The following is a 17,038-nucleotide window of genomic DNA, read 5'->3' on the forward strand; positions in this document are numbered from 1 at the left end:
GCATGATGCTCCTCACTCCTCCGCGGCTACGCTGTTTGCTCCACGCGATTCCGGCGTTGCTGCTGGCAGGAGGCGCTTCGGTAAAAGCGGCGACCTTGCCCGCGGGTTTCGCGGAGACGAAGATCGCGGAGGGGCTGAATCCCACCACCATGAGCTTTGCTCCCGATGGCCGGCTGTTCCTTTGTGAGAAGCATGGCTTCCTGCGGGTGATCGTGGATCAAGCGTTGGTGACGGAGCCGGTGCTGGATCTGAGCGAGAAGGTGGATGCTTGGAATGAGCGTGGGCTGTTGAGCGTGTGCTTCGATCCGGATTTCCAAAAGAACGGCTGGATCTACGTCTACTATACCCTGAACGAAGACCCCAAGGACAAGAGCCACAACTCCAGCCACAACCGTGTGAGCCGCTTCACACTGAAGGGCAACGTGGCCGATCCCAAGAGCGAGAAGGTGCTGCTTGAATTGAACAAGCTCTCCAAAACCGGCTGGCACAATGGCGGCGGCATGGCTTTCGGAAAAGATGGCAAGCTTTACATCGGCACCGGCGAGAATGCCAATGCCGCCTATGCTCAGGACAGCGGCAACCTGTTAGGTAAGCTACTCCGCATCAACAAGGACGGGTCGATCCCGGAGGACAATCCTTACTACAAGGAGTTCAAGGGCGAGAACCGTGCAATCGTCGCGCTGGGGCTGCGCAATGCTTTCAACATCGCAGTGCAGCCCCAGACCGGTCTGCTCTACCTCAGCATGGTCGGCGCGAATTATGAGGAGATCGATCGTTACGACACCGCGGCTGCTCCGATGCCGCTGAATTACGGGTGGCCCGAGATCGATGGTCCGCGTCGCAAACAGAAGGAGCCTGCCGGATATCAGGAACCGGCACATGCCTATGATCACGGCGATGCCACGGCGCTCTGTGGAGGGAATTTCTACAATCCCGCATCACCGCGTGCCGGGGCTTTTCCTGCGGAGTATGCGGGCCGCTTTTTCTTCACGGACTACAAGGGCTGGATCCGCTCGATCGATCCGGCGAATCCGGAAAAGAGTGAGGCTTTCGCGAACAAGATCAATCGCCCGATCGATGTGGACATCGCTCCTGATGGATCGCTCTGGTATATCGAGCGCGCGGGCATTCCCGGCGGATCCGATGAAGCAAACAGCGAGAGCAAAAACGGCTCCCTGTGGCGCGTGCGATGGAGCGGCGGCGGGCAGGCGGTGAAGCTGGCGGTAGTCCAACAGCCCGTTGATGCCATGCTCGGGGGCAGCATAGGCACGGTGAAAGTCGCGCTCCAGGATGCCGAGGGGAAGACGGTCAGCGGCGCGAGCGATCCGATCACGCTGAGCTTCGGGAATGGCGGTGCGATTGCGAAGGCTGCCGCGGTGAAGGGCGTGGCGACCTTTTCTGGATTGCACGTAAGCACGGTGGGGGATGGACTCATCCTCCGGGCCAGTAGCGGAGATCTGCCCGAGGTGAAGAGCGAGCCCTTCGGCATTTCCAATCAAGTGGAGACTCCGGTCATCACGCCGTCTGGCGGAAGCTTTAGCGGGCCGGTGTGGGTTAGCATCGCCAGTGGGTTGTCGGGGGCGAAGATTTACTACACCACCGACGGCAAGGAGCCGGGAGAAGGCGCGACAATCTACAAAGAACCTTTTAAGCTCGATGCTGGCCAGACGGTCAAGGCGATCGCATGGAAGCAAGGTGCGAAGCAAAGTGCTGTCGCCAATGCGGCCATTTCGATCACGGGTAAGGAACCCTACGGGATGGTCACCCGTCCGGTGGTGAAGGGACTCAAGGTTCCCGCGAGCGAGGCGGAAGGATTGCCTCCCACTCTTTCGGCGACCGGAATTTTTAGCGATGGCAAGCTGACACCGAAGCCCGGGGTGGTGCCTTATTCGCTGAATGCCCCTGCTTGGACGGATGGAGCGGAGACCCGGCACTGGGTGATTCTTCCAGAGTCGGGGCGAATCGGCTTTTCTCCAACGGGAGAGTTCACGTGGCCGGGTGGGACCATCTTCGTGCAGCATTTCGAGATTGGCGCCAATCATCGTCGCTTGGAGACGAGATTGCTGGTGTTGGATGCCACAGGTGGCTTCGGCTATGGTGCGAGCTACCGATGGAAGGCGGATCAGAGCGATGCCGAGCTGGTGGATGCGGGCGGAGCAGAAGAAGTGCTGAAGATTTCCGGGGATGATGGAAAGATGCAGGAGCAGACCTGGACTTACCCAGCCCGAGCGCTCTGCTTCTTGTGCCACACGTCGAATGCAGGATTCGTGCTCGGGCCGAAGGCGCGGCAGCTGAACGGCGATCATGCTTATCCGGAGGGGCGGAGCGACAACCAGCTTCGCACTTGGAATTACCTCCAGATGTTTGGCGCTGGAGTCGATGAAGCCGCGATCAAGGGCTATCCGAAGACCTGCCGGGTCGATGACGCCACGGCATCACTGGAAGATCGCGTGCGTTCTTATCTGGATGCGAACTGCGCCCATTGTCATCGCCCGGGAGGAACGGGTGCCCAGTGGGATGCCCGGTTCGAGACTCCGCTCGCGAAGCAGAACCTATTCAGCGGGGATCTGCGGGACACCATGGGCATTGCGGGTGCGAAGATCCTGGCGCCCGGAGACCCCGCACGATCGATGATGCATGTGAGGATGTCCTCATCGACCCTTGGCCAACAGATGCCCCCCCTCACACGCAATGTCGTGGACAAGGTCGCGGTGGAAACGCTGGAGAAGTGGATCAAGGAGCTGGATGCGAAAGCCGGTCAGTGAAAGGTATGATCCTTACGGGAGTCGTTTGAGCCGGAGATCCTTGAAGTAAAAGGTGCTCTTTGGATCATGGGCTTGGAGGGCGATCCCTCCGCCATCGGGGGAGACGAGGCGTCCGGCTCGTTCGGGTGGTCTTTTCGCATCCTTCGGCTCGGTGTAGTCGACCACCAGTTTGTCGTTAAGGTGGATGGTGATCCGTTGGTCCACGACGGTGATGCGCACGTCGAACCATTGGCTTTCATCCACCGGGGATTTGGCGAGGTCCACGATGGCGTAGAGGCTGCCGGTCTTGCGGGCTTCCTTGTCAGAGCTGTTCAGTTGGATCTCGTAGCCCTTGGCAAGGTGGTGCGCCTCGTCACGGATACTCATGTCGGTGTGGATGAAGATGCCGGAATTGGAGCCCGGCTCGCTTCGAACTTTTGCTTCGAGGATGAAATTCCTGAATTTCTCGAATCCCTCCTTGAGGTCTCCCGCATAGAAGAGGTGGGCGCTTTCGGCCGGCGCGTGCGCACGGATCGTTCCGTCAACCACGGAGAAAGATTCCGGCATTACGTTCGCCCGCCAGCCGCTGAGATCCTTGCCGTTGAAGAGCGTCTGCCACTCTTCGCCGGAGGAGTATCCCACAGTGAGGAGCAGGGGAGCGATGAAACGAAGGGCTTTGAGGAACATACCCCGCGAATTAGCAGTAGCATTGAAGCGCGGCAACGGGCGGATCCGACAGTATTCGGCAACGCTTATTCCAGAAGGTGTGCCAGGGCCTTCTCGTCAACCGCATGACGCTTCGCCGTTTCGAGATCGATGCTGCCCTTCCGCACCAGAGTCGCGAGCGACCGTTCCAAGGTGATCATCCCTTCCTCGGTCCCGGTGAGCATCGCATTCCGGATGTAGTGGTCGTGGCCCTCGCGGATTCCGGTGGCAACAGCGGGGGTGACGACGAGTTTCTCCAGAACGGGGACAAGGGTCTTTGCACGTGTCGGGATGAGCCGCTGCGAAAGAACCGCGCGGAGAGACGAAGCGAGTTGCACGCGGATGTGGGGTTGCTGATGACCGGGGAAAACATCGACGATGCGATTTACCGCGGAGCTGGCGCTTCCCGAGTGAAGCGTGCCGAGCACAAGGTGACCGGTTTCCGCGGCGGTGAGTGCTGCGGAGATCGTCTCGAGGTCACGGAGCTCACCCAGGAGGATGACGTCGGGATTCTCGCGCAACGCTGCGTGAAGGCCGGAGCTGAAGCTTTCGACATCCGGTCCGACCTCGCGCTGATGGATCAGGCACTGGACATCTCGGTGCTGGAATTCCACCGGGTCCTCGATGGTTACGATATGGCGCGCGCGGGTGTGATTGAGGTGATCGATGAGTGCAGCCAGGGTGGTGGATTTTCCAGAGCCGGAGGTCCCGGTGACGAGCACGAGACCGCCGGGATAGGAGACCAGGTCCAACAATGACTCGGGAAGGCCGAGCTCGGCCATCGTAGGCAGACGCTCGCGGATGGGGCGCAGCGCAGCGGCGACACCATCAAGATGGCGGAAGATATTGATACGAAAGCGGCGGCTGCCTCCGGATAGTTCCCAGCGCACGGCGAAGTCGGTGCTGCCTGTCTTCTCGAATCGGGTGCGCGAGTCCTCGTCAGGAATCAGCTGTTCGATCTGCGCACTGGTCGGTGCCGCGGCATCGCACCGGATGAGTTGCCCCTTGCGGCGCACGCGCGGTGGCTTCCCCGTGGAAAGAAAGAGATCCGAGGCGTTCTCGAACATGCACTGGTCGATGAGTGCAAGAAGTTCAGGGCCGGAATGGAAAGGCATTCCCTGCGAAGGTGGCGGGGGTGAGGGAAGCCTGCTTCCACCGGATGCCTCTGCCAATTCGGCGAGGCTGAATTCACGCGGCTGTGTTGCCGCCGGTGCCGCAGAACCGAGGGTATGGATATCGATCCGGCAATCCGATCCCGACGGCTGAATGTGGTAGCCGAACTCCGAAGCATCGGCGGCGCGGAAGGTGCCTTCGCGCCGGCTGGCGCCGAGGTCGGCGCTTGGATCGATGCCGACGATCTCTTTCGCAACGCGCTGCAGGATATCGCCCCTCATGGAAGGCATCGAGAGCTCGATGGTTTCCCCGGCTTTCAGAAGGACGGGTACGGCGTCCGGCACAAGCACCAGCCGTTCGGCGCGCTTCTCCAGCATCAGTTTGAGGAAAGTATCGATGACGGCCATTTAGGGAGTATCTGGGCGCTTCCTCATAGAATGCCAGCGGGAAGGGGATTTGTCTGAATCAATGCCCGCCTCGTGATTGCTGTATCAATGGGCCCGGTTCTTCTTGGGGTGTTCAGCCAAGCTGTCCGCAAGAGGGATAAACGCTCCAAGGGTCGTTGGACGTTGGAGCGAGAGCTTTGCACGAAGTCGATTCCGTGAGCCGTGGATGATACAGGCAATCGCGACGGCCAGCGCGAGAACGGCAACCCAATTGAATGAGTCAATGCTCATCTCCCCCGAGAAAGCGAGCCATCCGAGGCAGCATGGGATGGAGCTGTAGCCGAACACCAGGACGACACCCCAAACCCCCAAGTGCCAGCGGGGATAGGCGGGCCGCAAGAGCAAGAGGCCCAAGGCAACCCAAGCCAGCGTGCCGGTGATCGCGGGGATGAGAGCCGTGACGATCACGCCGAACTCCCGTGAGCTGACACTGGTGATAGCATCTTCGGAAACAAGTGCTCCCACCACGAAAAGGACGAAGCCAGCCGGGAGCAGGAACAGCGTCGCGAGGACGAACAGAACCAAGCGTGCCACCCGGGTAATGCGAGCCAGCTCTGGATCAGGGGTTTCGTTGCCTCGCATGGGATCAGTGGAATCGCGGAGAATGATAACCCGACGAAGCCGGAGTGAAGATGCAGGGAAATAAGCGAAGACCGCGGCTTGTTCTACTGCCAGCCGGTCCTGAATCGTGACAAACAAAAGGCGGAGGGTTACCCCTCCGCCTTCCGTTGGAATCATTGATTGCGGGAAGCTTCAGGCTTCCTTGCCGCAGCACTGCTTGTACTTCTTGCCCGAGCCACAGGGGCAGGGAGCATTGCGGCCGAGCTGGTCGATGTCGAAGCTCGGCGGGCGGCGCTTCGGCAGGTTCAGGCGGACTTCGCCACCATCTTCCATGAAGATATTTCCGGAGTTGCCGGTGGAGGCGACATTGGCGCGGGTGATCGGTTCCGGTTGCTCGGCGCTCTGGAGCTGCTGTGGCATGCCGTGGAGCTGGCGCAGGATCGCTTCGAGGTTGCCAGCGGAGCGGAAGAGGTTCTGAAGGGCCTCCTGCTCGATGTTCCCCATCAGGGCTTCGAAGAGATCGTAAGCCTCGACCTTGTATTCGACGAGCGGGTCCTTCTGACCCTGAGCACGAAGATGCACGCCTTCGCGCAGCGCATCCATGTTATAGAGATGAGCCTGCCACTGGCGATCAATCGCGGCGAGCATCATGCGGCGCTCTTCCATTTCCAGGATTTCCGGAGGCAGGCCGTCGACGCGGGCTTCGTAGGCCTCCTTCACGCGCTTCATCAGGAAGTTCGCGATCTCTTCCGCGGACTTGTCGGTGAGATCGAGGTCTTCCTGGGAGAAGCGGATCGGCAGGGTGGAGTTCACCCAGTGGATCAGCTCGTTGTAGTCCGGATTCGATTCGTCGCGATCGGCAAGGAAGCTGGAGACCTTGGCGGGGATCACCTTTTCGATGATTTCGTTCACCAGATCCCGCGGTTGCTCGGTGGAGAGCACTTCGTTGCGGTAACCGTAAACGACCTCGCGCTGCTTGTTCATCACGTCGTCGAACTCAAGCACCCGCTTGCGCCAGGTGTAGTTGCGTTGCTCGACGCGCTTCTGGGCGGTTTCGACGGACTTGTTCAGCCAAGAGTGCTCGAGGGCCTCGCCCTCTTGCATGCCGAAGCGTTCCATCATGGAGGTCATGCGATCCGCCGCGGCGAAGTTGCGCATGAGGTCGTCTTCGAAGGAGATGTAGAACTGGCTAAGGCCCGGGTCGCCCTGACGGGCGCAACGACCGCGGAGCTGGCGGTCGACGCGGCGGGACTCGTAGCGTTCCGTGCCGATCACGAAGAGGCCACCCAGTTCGGAGACGCCTTCACCCAGCTTGATGTCGGTGCCGCGGCCTGCCATGTTGGTGGAGACCATCACCGCACCGCGCTGGCCGGCATTCGCCACGATCTCGGCTTCCTGCATGTGGAACTTGGCGTTCAACACGGTGTGCGGGATCTTGCTGCGCTTGAGCATGCGCGAGACGGTCTCGGAGGCTTCCACGGAAGCGGTACCGACGAGGACCGGCTGGCCTTTGCCGTGGGCTTCCTCGATCTTCTTGATCACCGCGTTGTATTTCTCGCGGCGGGTCTTGAAGACCTGGTCGTTCAGGTCCTGGCGGCGATTCGGCCGGTTGGTCGGAATCGGCAGCACGTCCAGCTTGTAGATATCGGCGAACTCGGCGGCTTCCGTTTCGGCAGTGCCGGTCATGCCGCCCAGCTTTTCGTAGAGGCGGAAATAGTTCTGGATGGTGATCGTGGCGAAGGTCTGGGTCTCCTTTTCGATTTCCACGCCTTCCTTGGCCTCGACGGCCTGGTGCAGGCCATCCGACCAGCGGCGGCCTGGCATCTCACGACCGGTGTTTTCATCGACGATGATCACCTTGTTATCCTTCACCACATACTGGACGTCCTTTTCATAGACGCAGTAGGCCTTCACCAACTGGGAGATATTGTGCATCTTCTCCGCTTGGGAATCGAGCCGCTGTTGGGCGGCTTCCTTCCGCTCGGCGCGCTGCTCGTCGGTGAGCCTCGGGTCGTTGTCGATGTCAGCGAAAATGGTGCCGATGTCGGGAAGCACGAAGGCTTCGGAATCGCCGGGGGCCAGGAACTCGCGGCCCTTCTCCATCAGGTCGGAGTCGTGGCTCTTCTCGTCGATGGTGAAGAAGAGTTCTTCCTTGAGGTCGAAGAGTTCCTTCTTCTGGGCGTCCTGATAGAAGGAAAGCTCGGTCTTTTCCAGCAGGCGGCGGATATCCGGCTCCTGCATCATGCGCATGAGCTGGCGGTTACGAGGCTGGCCGAGCTTCACCTTGAAGAGCGCGCGGCCTGCGGCCTCCGTGTCCCCGGCTTCCTGCAGCTTCTTCGCCTCGGACATCAGCTCGTTGCAGAGCAGGGTCTGCTGGCGAACGATTTGTTCGACCAGCGGCTTGTACTTGTCGAACTGATGGCTGGAGACAGAAGACGGACCGGAAATGATGAGCGGCGTGCGCGCTTCGTCGATCAGGATCGAGTCCACTTCGTCGATCACGGCGAAGTAGTGGCCGCGCTGCACCTGCTCGTCCTTGGTGGACGCCATGCCGTTGTCACGCAGGTAGTCGAAGCCGAACTCCGAGTTGGTGCCGTAGGTGATATCGCAAGTGTAGTGCTGGCGGCGGTCCCACGGCGGCATCTGGTTCTGGATACAGCCGACGGTCAGGCCGAGGAACTTGTAGAGGGAACCCATCCACTCCGAGTCGCGTCGGGCGAGGTAATCGTTCACGGTGATGACGTGAACGCCGAGGCCGGTGAGGGCGTTGAGATAGGTCGGGATGGTGGCGACGAGGGTCTTACCTTCACCCGTCATCATTTCCGCGATCATCCCGCGGTGGAGGGCGATACCGCCGATGAGCTGGACGTCGAAATGGACCATCTCCCACTTCAGCGGCTGCTCGCAGACGCTGATGGTGCTACCACACATGCGGCGCGCGCCATTTTTCACCACGGCGGCGGCTTCGGGCAGGATTTGCTCGAGGTACTTGGCGCGGGCCGGGATGAATTCCGGCTCCAGATCGTGGAAAGCGGACTTGGCGGCTTCGATCGAAGCGACCGTCGGCTCGACCTTGGCGGGCACTCCGGAGAATTCCTCACGAAGACGGCCGAATCGCTCGTTCATGTAGGCGGCAGCTTCGGCAAGGCCTTCGGCCTCCATGCGCTCGAGCTGCGGCTTGGTGGCCACGTGGAGCTCATGGTAGCGGGAAAGGTGCTCTTTCCACTTGGCGGTCATTTCCCGCAGCTTTTCCTCGGGCTCCCGTTGCAGGGCCTCTTCGATTTCCTTGATGCGCTCGACGGTCGGGCGAATGCGGCGGATTTCCCGCTGATTCTTATTACCGACGATTTTCTGAAGGATCCACTTGATCATTTGAAGGGCAGGTAGGAGCCGGTGTTGCAGCCGGGGCGCACGCAATACACGCGGATTCGCGACTGTGCAAGCGGCACGGCAGGGTGCTTTTGCCCGCTTTTGTAGCGACTGTAGGGGAAAGCATTACCATGTGTGTCATCGGGTCGACTGAAAAGAGCGGGAGGAGGCCATAAAACGGCAGCTGCGATCTTTGGTGATGAGCGAATTCGGGCGATCTCGAGCCCAATTTGACTGTGGAGCATCCGGCTTGCTTGAAGAATCCGGGGAGACAGCGCCCAAACTGTGAATCGCCTTGGAATAATATCTCAGGACTGCCCCTTGGTTGATGCGGGGATGACGGGGGTATCTAGCTGGTCGTCAGCCATCACCCGCCGCTGTAGTGCCACTCGAGTCCTCCCTCGAATGGACGGGGGATCTTTCCCCGATACTTGCGAGCGAGGAGCGCGGCGATCAGGAGGACGACCAGAGCCGCGAGGATAAAAACGAGGTCGAAGCCAGGAAGCCTGAGTCCCCATAGGCCAAGGGCGGTTGCGAGGCCAAGGGAGACGCGGAAGAACCGGTTATCCCGGGAGGCAAGGTAGCGGGTGACAGCATTCATCAAAGAAGGAGGGTGCCATCCTCCTTCGCTATACCCGACTCGATTGTTTCCGCGTGAACATCAGTTCAGCCGATGTTCACGCGTTTTAGTCCAAGGGTAAGCCTCAGATCTTCATGGCATTGAAGCCGCCGTCGACGACCAGCTCGGTGCCGGTGATGAAGCCGCCGGCCTTATTCGAGGCGAGGAGCAGGGTGGCACCGATGAGGTCGTCCGGGCTACCGAAGCGGCTCATCGGGGTCTGGCGGAGGATGTCGAGGACACGGCTTTCATCCAGCACCTTGCGGTTCTGCTCGGCGGGGAAGAAGCCGGGGACAAGCGTGTTCACGCGGATCGAATATTCGGCCCACTCGCGGGCGAGGTTCTTGGAGAGGTTGTGCACTGCCGCCTTGCTGGCGGAGTAGGTGAAAACGCGGGAGAGCGGGACGAGGCCGGACATCGAACCGAGGTTGATGATGGAGGCGGGGACGCCTTGCTCGATGAAATATTTCCCGAAGACCTGGCAGGTGCGGAAGACCGCGGTCAGGTTCGTGTCGATGATCCGCTGGAATTCTTCTTCCTGAATGTCGAGGAAAGGGGTGGGGGCGTTGATGCCGGCGCCGTTGATCAGGATATCGACGCGACCGGAGCGTTCCACGACCTGGTCGACGAGCTCCTGCAGCGAGTCGCGGGAGGTCACGTCCGCGGGGAGGAAGTAGCCCTTGCCGCCGAATTCCTCGATGCTGCTGAGCAGGCGCTCCGCTTTCTCGCGGATACGGCCGACCAGAACGACCTCGGCACCCGCGTGGGCGAGGCCCTGGGCCATGCAGCCGCAGAGTTCTCCAGTTCCGCCGATGACGACGGCGGTTTGTCCTTCGAGGCCGAACAAGTCTTTGAAAAACGCAGCGGTTTGCATGGATCGGAGGTTCTGTTGGAAACGCCCCTTGGGGCAAGTGGAATGATGGGAGGGTGGGCAGCGGCACGTCAGCGAGGGCGTCCGGCCACCTGTTACGCCTGTTAAAACAGGAAAATTAACAGGCGGAACGTGGGGGGAAGGGGCCGTTGAAGATCGGACTTCCAACATCGAACTCCGAAGTGAAGGGCCCCGGGAAGGTTTGACGAAGGGCGGTTTGGGTTTGGCAGGCATGTTTATCGCCCAATCTCGCACATCGGGAAGGTGCGTTTCTACTGCCAGGGTGAGGTAAAATCATTAATCGTTGGTCAAGAATAGGTCTCCTCTGTCCCTCCTCCGACTATCGATCGATGAATAAACCCGCGGTCCTCCCGATCTTACCTGTCTCATGAAGCAGCTCCTGTTCGCCCTCGCCGCCTGCCATGGCCTCGTCACCGCCTCTGCGGCTGCCCTTCCGGAAGGCCCGCCGGCGATTTCCGTGGCTATCAAGGAAAGCTTGGGCGCCAAGCCTGATATCCTTGTCGCTGTTTGGCCGGATGGCAGCATCCTCTGGTCGAAGGATCGTGAGGATGGCGGCCCACCTTACTTGAGCGGCAAGACCGATCCCGCCAAAGTCACCGCTTTCCTGACGAAGCTCGACAAGGAAGGCGTCTTCAAAAAAGGACCGGACGATCTCGTTTATGTCGGTCCGGATGCCTCTTACCACGAAATCGATCTGCTGAGGGGCAACCATTACGTCTATCTCCAGTCTTGGCACGAACTCTACGAGCGGAACCCAAAGACGGTCGGCACGAGCCACGGTCTCGCCATCATTGGTGAAGGCGAAACCCGCGAACAAATCCTAGCCAAAGAAACGGCCGAGTATCGCGCCTATCGCCAGCTCTGGAAGGAGATCCGAGACTTCACCACGAGTCTGATCCCGCCGCAAGGTGCGCCCGCGGAAGCTCCGCCGAAGTTCAAGTATCCGGAGGAATGAAATTCCCCATGGAGCAGACACTGCCTGCTCCTAGAGGTTCGGTTCGGGGGCTTCGAGCTTTCCGAAGCGGCGGGTGAGCAGGCCTTCCCGGGGTGCAAAAATCCATGCGAGGAGGAAGATCAGACCTGCGGCGAAGGCCATCATGCCCGAGGTGGTGGTGCTTTCAAAGCCGACCAAGGGTGGCAAGATGATGGCTCCGAGGTGGCCAAGAACTGCGGAGGCTGCGGCGAGCACAACGCCGAGCAAGAGCATCGGCAGCAGGTGGCGGGTCAGCAACTGGGCGGTTGCGGCAGGGACGATCAGCATCGCGATCACGATGATGCTGCCGACCGATTCGAAGGCGGCGACGGTGGTCACCGCGACCATGGTCATCAGGAGGTAGTGGAGGAAAGAGGAGGAGAATCCGAGAGTTTCGGCCAAAGCGGGATCGAAGGCGCTCAATTTTAGCTCCTTGTAGAGTAGGGCGATGATTCCGGCATTGAAGAGCAGGACGCCGCCATTCACTGCCGCGGCACGGGGCAATTCGAAGGAGCCGATCTTTACCGTATCGAGCGGGGTGAACTCGATTGCCCCGTAGAGCACGCAACCGGGATCGAGGTCCACGTGGTTGGCGGCCTGCACGATCAGCACCAGGCCGATCGCGAAGAGGGTGGTGAAGACCACACCCATGGCGGCGCCACGGTCGACATTGGCAAAGCGGCCGATCCATTGAGTGAAGATTGCCGTGAGTACTCCGGTGATCGCCGCGCCGAGGAACATCGGGAGGCTGGCGCGGCTGCCGCCGACGAGGAAGGCGATGGCCAAGCCGGGAAGCACGGCATGGCTGATGGCATCTCCCATCATGCTCATTTTCCGCAGCACGAGGAAGCAGCCCGGCAGGGCGCAAGCCATCGCGCAGAGCACGCCGGTGACCACGATCCAGGTGTCGATGGAAGTCCAGTTCACAAGCGGTGGGGGCTCGCCGGCACCTGGGTGCGGCTGGCTAGTTCGGTTTCGAGTTCGCGGACCATTTCAGATCCCAGGATGTGCTCCACGAGATCGGCATCCCGATCGACATGGCTGGGGGCGATATCGGCGTGGCGGATCAGATAGAGTTCCCAGAGGCGGTGGTTCCGGGTGATGCGGGCGGCCTCGCCGAAGCCGGACTCGGAGAGGTGAATCATGCTCCGATCCGTGGGGGCTTCGAGATGATCTTCCTTGCGGGCGTGGGAGAGCTCGCGGGCAAGCTGGTGCGGTGTCCAACTGCGGTGCTCCAGCAACTCGGTGCGGGAGACGGGATCATTCACTGGAGGCCGTGATCTCGACTCCAGGATTTCGTAGGCCGCACGCAGCAGGTGCTGGCGGCCGACGCGGCGCTGGAGACGACGTTGATCGAGCCACCGCGGCAGCACGCCGCGGGTGGTGCCGAAGATCATGCTGACGGTGAAAATGGAGGCGGCGGTAAGCACGATCAGCGCGCCCGCGGGAAGGTCGGTAAGCAAGGCGCTGATCGAGGCACCGAGCCAGCCGCTGATGCCGCCAATCACTGCGGAGAGGATGAGCATCACGGGCAGGCGCTCCGTCCAGAAGCGTGCTGCAGCCGCAGGGATGATCAGGAAAGCGATCACCAGGATGAGGCCGACGGCTTGCAAGCCGACGACGGTGACCGCGGTGACGAGAGCCAGCAGGATGCCGTCTAACAAAAGCACGGGCCATCCTTCCGAAGCTGCGAAGGCCTGATCGAAGCAAAGCACGGTAAGCTCCTTGATCAGCAGGATTACCGCAACGGCCGAGAGCACGGAGACCACAGCGATAACGATGAAGTCACCGGAGACCATGGAGGCCGTCTTGCCATAGATGAAGGATTCCAAGCCCGCCGCGTTTGGAAGACTCTGCACCATTCGCAGGATGGCGGTACCGGCGCCGAAGAAGACACTCAGTACGAAGCCCATCGCCACGTCATCGCGGAGCCGGGTGGTGCGGATGATCGCCAGCATGACCGCCACGCCAGCCAGACCGGAAAGGGTGGCCCCGGTGAGCAGGATGCCGAGGCTTTTTCCTCCGCCGGCCATGGAGGTGCCGAGGGCGAAGGCGATGCCGATGCCCGGCAGCGTGGCATGGGAAAGGACATCGCCCATCAGCGAGCGCTTCCGCAGCAGCAAGAAGGCGCCGACCAATCCGGCACCGATGCCGAGCAGGGTGGTCGCGAGAACGACGAGCCGGGTGTTGTAGCTTTCCAGCATCAGCACCTCGCGGAGTTCGTCGATGGATGGCAGTCCGCTCATGATGGCTCAGCGACGGCGAATGGCTTCGGCAGCATGGTCCAGCAAGGACAGGCGGCCACCGTAGGTTTTCTTCAGGTTTTCGTCGGTGAAGACTTCATCAGTCGGGCCGGACGCCACGACGCGCATGTTCAGCATCACGACCCAATCGAAGTATTGGGCCACGGTGGCGAGATCATGGTGGACCACTAGGCAGGTGCGCCCGCGCTGGCGGAGTTCCTTGAGGAGCTCGATGATCGCTTGCTCGGTCGCGGCATCCACCGCGGCGAAGGGCTCGTCCATGAAATAGACTTTCGCATCTTGGGCGAGGGCGCGGGCCAGGAAGACACGCTGCTGCTGACCGCCCGAGAGCTGGCTGATCTGGCGCTGCGCGAGGTGGGCGATGCCGACTTTCTCCAAGGCTGCCATCGCCGCGGCGCGCTCTTTTTTCCCGACGCGGCGGAGCCAGCCGAGCTTCCGATAGGTGCCCATGGCGACCACGTCCAAGGCGGAAACGGGGAAGTCCCAATCGACGCTTTCGCGCTGCGGGACATAGGCCACCAGATGGCGGTTCTCGCGGTAGGGCTTCCCGTAGACGTGTGCCCAGCCGGAAGTCTTCGGGATGAGATCGAGGCATGCCTTGATGAGGGTGCTCTTGCCCGCGCCATTCGGGCCCACGATGCCCACGAGCTTGCCCTCGGGGATATTCAGATCGACGTCCCAGACGACCGGCTTGCGCTGGTAGGCCACGGTGAGGTCGTGGATGGTGAGAGGGAAGTCGGGTGGATGCTCGTGCTGCATGGCCGGAAAGTTCAGAAGCGGACGGTGAAGCCCGAAAAGAGGCCGAGGTCTTCGGCGTCGTCATTGAGAGCCACCTGCGTGCCACAATCTAGCATCAGGTTGGAATGGAGCGAGTACGTCATGCCGCCCGAGGCGTAGGCCTCATAGCGGTCCTCGCCGAGGACGCCGACGTATTCGATGAAACAGCCCCATTTTTCCGTGAGATCGAAGCCGAGGACGGCGGTGTGGACGAATTCAAAATCGGAGCTGCCGGTGCCATCGTCCACGTAATCCAGCTCTGCCATGAGGCCGAGCCCCAGGCCCTCGCTCAGATCCATGGAGAAGGGGATGATGAGGCCGCCTTCCCACTGGTCATTGCTGAGGCTGGTGCCGGTGGGAATCTTCACGAAGGGAAAGAGAGCCAGCGCGGTCTCGCCACCATCATTGCCCCACAGGTTCCACTTGTAGCGCAGGGTGACATCGCCGAAACCCTCGGCATCGCCCGCGGGTCCCGCGTTGTTTTCCCAGATGTAGGAATCGAAGACGATCTGGAGGTCGCTGCAATCGGTTAGGCCCACCTTGAAGTTGGTGGACAGCGCCGTGTAGACATCGTTCCTGCGCTCACGGCGCCAATCGAAGAGGCTGGCCTCGATCTGGATGTGCCCCGCATCGACGGTGATGGGGCTCTCCGTGGTGTCGGGGCGATCGGGGGAGAGCTCGCGGAGTTGGTCCGCGTGAACGGGATTGAAGAGATTGTGAGCGGCGAGGGGGAGGGATGTTAGAAGGAACGGAAGGACGATGAGAGTCTTCATGGCAGGGGTCACTTCAGCTTGCCATTCAGGCCTTTCTCGGGGGCGTTTCCACCAAGCGCGCGGGTGATCAGCGTGACATTATGATCGATCATGCCGATGTAGGTTCCTTCATAGGTGCCCGCGGTGCCCATGGCATCGGAGAAGAGTTCACCGCCGATCTTCACTTGATGCCCCTTGGCCTTGGCTCCTTCCACGAGGGCCTCCACCGATTTGCGGGGAACGGAGCTTTCCACGAAGACCGCGGGGATCTGGCGGGCGACGATGAAATCCACCAGCTGATTGATGTCCTTCAGGCCGGCTTCGGATTCGGTGCTGATGCCTTGGATACCGCGGACTTCCAGACCATAGGCGCGGGCCATGTAGTTGAAGGCATCGTGCGCGGTTACCAGGACGCGCTGCTTTTCCGGGATGCTGGCGAGGCTGGTGCGCGCATAGTCATCGAGCTTCTTAAGCTCGGCGGTGTAGGTGGCGGCGCGCTCCTTGTATTCCGCCTCGTGAGCGGGATCGAACTTCGCGAGCGATCCGGCGATGTCGCCTGCGGCATTGGTCCAGCCGGTGACGTCCATCCAGACGTGGGGATCATAGTGTTCCGGGGAGACGCTCATGACGTAGCTACCCTGCTCGCGAATGGAATCGGTGACGGCGTGAACCGGCTTTCCGGAGCCGGCGATCTTGACGAAGATATCCGTCATCTTTCCTTCGAGCATCAGGCCATTGTAGAAGACGATGTCCGCGGCCTGGAGTTTCTTCACGTCGGAAGCGGTGGGCTTGTAGAGGTGGGGATCCACGCCTTCGCCGATCAGGTTTTCCACCTTCACGCGCTCTCCACCGATCTGCCCCACGACGTCACCGATCATCGCGACGGTGGTGACGACCCTTGCCTTGCCGTCACTTGCAGCGGCTCCAGCGGAAGAGGATTTTCCGCAGGAAGAGAGGACTAGGCTGCCGATCGCGGCGAGAGCAAGGGAACCGAGGCGTGGGAACGCGGACATGTCGGCAATTCAAATCCTGTATTTTGAATAGTCAAAAAGAAAAAACGGAAAACTCCAAACGAGCGTCTCCAATCCACGGCAAAGCGGCCTTTTCTCGACTTTGATTCTTCGAAATCTACGATCCACCGCAGCAATGCCATCCAGCACGGTAGAGGACTATTTGAAGGCGATCCACCGCTTGGCGGAGACGGGTGGCGAGGGGGAGCTTGTGGCCGTGGGGAAGGTGGCCTCACATCTGGGGCTGACGCCGGGAACGGCGACCACGATGATGAAGCACCTCGAAAAAGAGGGCTATGTGGAGTACTCGCCGCGCAAGGGAGTACTGCTCACGGAGAAGGGCCTGCGGGCGGCGAAGCAGGTGCTGCGGCGTCACCGGTTGATCGAGCTTTTCCTGGTGGAGGTCATGAAGCTCGACTGGTCCGAGGTCCATGAAGAGGCGGAGATCCTGGAGCACGCCTTCTCAGACCGACTGGTAGAGCGCATCGATGAGATGCTGGGACGTCCGGCGCATGATCCGCATGGCGATCCGATCCCGGATGCCCAAGGCGTGGTGGCACAAGACTCGGACCTGCGCCCGCTGAGCGGCTGCGGGGTGGGGGCTTACCGGCTGGTGCGGGTGACGCGCCATGAACCGGGGTTCCTGCTCTGGCTGCAGGAGCATGGCCTGCGTCCGGGGGTGGAACTCATCGTGAAAGAGCGCGATGAGATGGCGGGGATTGCCACGCTGAAAGTCGGTGAGGCAGTGGAGTTGGTAACTGTGGGTGAAGCGGTGGCTTCCTCGCTGCTCGTTCGATAATCACGAGTCGCCCT

Annotated in this window: 14 protein-coding genes; 3 read left to right on the forward strand and 11 right to left on the reverse strand. The window is 60.9% G+C overall.

Features of this window, described 5'->3' with window-relative positions; translation table 11 throughout:
• Nucleotides 1-2: 2 nt before the first annotated feature.
• Nucleotides 3-2,765: a PQQ-dependent sugar dehydrogenase gene (locus HHL09_RS23795; RefSeq protein WP_169457164.1), complete on the forward strand. Its 2,763-nt coding sequence runs from the start codon at nt 3-5 to the stop codon at nt 2,763-2,765.
• A 12-nt stretch (nt 2,766-2,777) separates the two neighbouring features.
• Here the strand turns inward: HHL09_RS23795 and HHL09_RS23800 are convergent, their stop codons facing one another.
• The 6 genes from HHL09_RS23800 to HHL09_RS23825 form a co-directional block, all read right to left on the reverse strand.
• The gene (locus HHL09_RS23800; RefSeq protein ID WP_169457165.1) at nt 2,778-3,431 is read right to left on the reverse strand and encodes a 3-keto-disaccharide hydrolase; all 654 of its coding nucleotides are present in this window, start codon (nt 3,429-3,431) and stop codon (nt 2,778-2,780) included.
• A 65-nt stretch (nt 3,432-3,496) separates the two neighbouring features.
• Complete coding sequence (locus HHL09_RS23805) at nt 3,497-4,969, reverse strand: type IV pilus twitching motility protein PilT (RefSeq protein ID WP_205760922.1); 1,473 nt, start codon at nt 4,967-4,969, stop codon at nt 3,497-3,499.
• A gap of 84 nt (nt 4,970-5,053) precedes the next feature.
• The gene (locus HHL09_RS23810; protein WP_169457166.1) at nt 5,054-5,590 is read right to left on the reverse strand and encodes a hypothetical protein; all 537 of its coding nucleotides are present in this window, start codon (nt 5,588-5,590) and stop codon (nt 5,054-5,056) included.
• A 171-nt stretch (nt 5,591-5,761) separates the two neighbouring features.
• Entirely contained in the window at nt 5,762-8,941 is a 3,180-nt protein-coding gene (gene secA, locus HHL09_RS23815; protein ID WP_169457167.1) for a preprotein translocase subunit SecA, read from the reverse strand.
• A gap of 364 nt (nt 8,942-9,305) precedes the next feature.
• On the reverse strand, nt 9,306-9,539 hold the full coding sequence (locus tag HHL09_RS23820) for a hypothetical protein (protein WP_169457168.1): 234 nt from the start codon (nt 9,537-9,539) through the stop codon (nt 9,306-9,308).
• 103 nt (nt 9,540-9,642) lie between these two features.
• Nucleotides 9,643-10,431: an SDR family oxidoreductase gene (locus HHL09_RS23825; protein WP_169457169.1), complete on the reverse strand. Its 789-nt coding sequence runs from the start codon at nt 10,429-10,431 to the stop codon at nt 9,643-9,645.
• A 385-nt stretch (nt 10,432-10,816) separates the two neighbouring features.
• Between HHL09_RS23825 and HHL09_RS23830 the strand changes: the two genes are divergently transcribed.
• Complete coding sequence (locus HHL09_RS23830) at nt 10,817-11,404, forward strand: hypothetical protein (protein WP_169457170.1); 588 nt, start codon at nt 10,817-10,819, stop codon at nt 11,402-11,404.
• 30 nt (nt 11,405-11,434) lie between these two features.
• On the opposite strand, the gene HHL09_RS23835 is transcribed toward HHL09_RS23830, so the two are convergent.
• Genes HHL09_RS23835 through HHL09_RS23850 form a run of 5 tightly spaced genes read right to left on the reverse strand, consistent with a single transcriptional unit; the run spans nt 11,435 to nt 16,228 of the window.
• Nucleotides 11,435-12,349, reverse strand: a complete 915-nt coding sequence (locus HHL09_RS23835; RefSeq protein ID WP_169457171.1) for a metal ABC transporter permease — start codon at nt 12,347-12,349, stop codon at nt 11,435-11,437.
• Nucleotides 12,346-13,668: a metal ABC transporter permease gene (locus HHL09_RS23840; RefSeq protein WP_169457172.1), complete on the reverse strand. Its 1,323-nt coding sequence runs from the start codon at nt 13,666-13,668 to the stop codon at nt 12,346-12,348. The genes HHL09_RS23835 and HHL09_RS23840 overlap by 4 nt, the downstream gene beginning before the upstream one ends.
• Nucleotides 13,669-13,674: 6 nt before the next feature.
• Nucleotides 13,675-14,445 (reverse strand): metal ABC transporter ATP-binding protein, encoded by a 771-nt coding sequence (locus HHL09_RS23845; protein ID WP_169457173.1) that lies wholly within the window; start codon nt 14,443-14,445, stop codon nt 13,675-13,677.
• A gap of 11 nt (nt 14,446-14,456) precedes the next feature.
• On the reverse strand, nt 14,457-15,236 hold the full coding sequence (locus HHL09_RS26445) for a transporter (protein WP_205760923.1): 780 nt from the start codon (nt 15,234-15,236) through the stop codon (nt 14,457-14,459).
• Nucleotides 15,237-15,244: 8 nt separating this feature from the next.
• Nucleotides 15,245-16,228: a metal ABC transporter solute-binding protein, Zn/Mn family gene (locus tag HHL09_RS23850; protein WP_205760924.1), complete on the reverse strand. Its 984-nt coding sequence runs from the start codon at nt 16,226-16,228 to the stop codon at nt 15,245-15,247.
• A gap of 133 nt (nt 16,229-16,361) precedes the next feature.
• Here HHL09_RS23850 and HHL09_RS23855 point away from each other — a divergent pair, with 133 nt between their 5' ends.
• A complete protein-coding gene (locus HHL09_RS23855; protein WP_169457174.1) occupies nt 16,362-17,024 on the forward strand; it encodes a metal-dependent transcriptional regulator in 663 nt (220 codons plus the stop codon).
• Nucleotides 17,025-17,038 lie beyond the last annotated feature (14 nt).

Origin of the sequence: Luteolibacter luteus (genome assembly GCF_012913485.1) — a bacterium.
In the GTDB taxonomy this organism is placed as follows: domain Bacteria; phylum Verrucomicrobiota; class Verrucomicrobiia; order Verrucomicrobiales; family Akkermansiaceae; genus Haloferula; species Haloferula lutea.

Excerpts from the sequence above, each read along its gene's own strand:
- HHL09_RS23850 (WP_205760924.1), bottom strand. The coding sequence starts at position 16,228 with ATGTCCGCGTTCCCACGCCTCGGTTCCCTTGCTCTCGCCGCGATCGGC.
- HHL09_RS23805 (WP_205760922.1), bottom strand. The coding sequence starts at position 4,969 with ATGGCCGTCATCGATACTTTCCTCAAACTGATGCTGGAGAAGCGCGCC.
- HHL09_RS23810 (WP_169457166.1), bottom strand. The coding sequence starts at position 5,590 with ATGCGAGGCAACGAAACCCCTGATCCAGAGCTGGCTCGCATTACCCGG.
- HHL09_RS23800 (WP_169457165.1), bottom strand. The coding sequence starts at position 3,431 with ATGTTCCTCAAAGCCCTTCGTTTCATCGCTCCCCTGCTCCTCACTGTG.
- HHL09_RS26445 (WP_205760923.1), bottom strand. The coding sequence starts at position 15,236 with ATGAAGACTCTCATCGTCCTTCCGTTCCTTCTAACATCCCTCCCCCTC.
- HHL09_RS23845 (WP_169457173.1), bottom strand. The coding sequence starts at position 14,445 with ATGCAGCACGAGCATCCACCCGACTTCCCTCTCACCATCCACGACCTC.
- HHL09_RS23825 (WP_169457169.1), bottom strand. The coding sequence starts at position 10,431 with ATGCAAACCGCTGCGTTTTTCAAAGACTTGTTCGGCCTCGAAGGACAA.
- HHL09_RS23855 (WP_169457174.1), top strand. The coding sequence starts at position 16,362 with ATGCCATCCAGCACGGTAGAGGACTATTTGAAGGCGATCCACCGCTTG.
- HHL09_RS23795 (WP_169457164.1), top strand. The coding sequence starts at position 3 with ATGATGCTCCTCACTCCTCCGCGGCTACGCTGTTTGCTCCACGCGATT.
- HHL09_RS23820 (WP_169457168.1), bottom strand. The coding sequence starts at position 9,539 with ATGAATGCTGTCACCCGCTACCTTGCCTCCCGGGATAACCGGTTCTTC.
- secA (WP_169457167.1), bottom strand. The coding sequence starts at position 8,941 with ATGATCAAGTGGATCCTTCAGAAAATCGTCGGTAATAAGAATCAGCGG.
- HHL09_RS23830 (WP_169457170.1), top strand. The coding sequence starts at position 10,817 with ATGAAGCAGCTCCTGTTCGCCCTCGCCGCCTGCCATGGCCTCGTCACC.
- HHL09_RS23840 (WP_169457172.1), bottom strand. The coding sequence starts at position 13,668 with ATGAGCGGACTGCCATCCATCGACGAACTCCGCGAGGTGCTGATGCTG.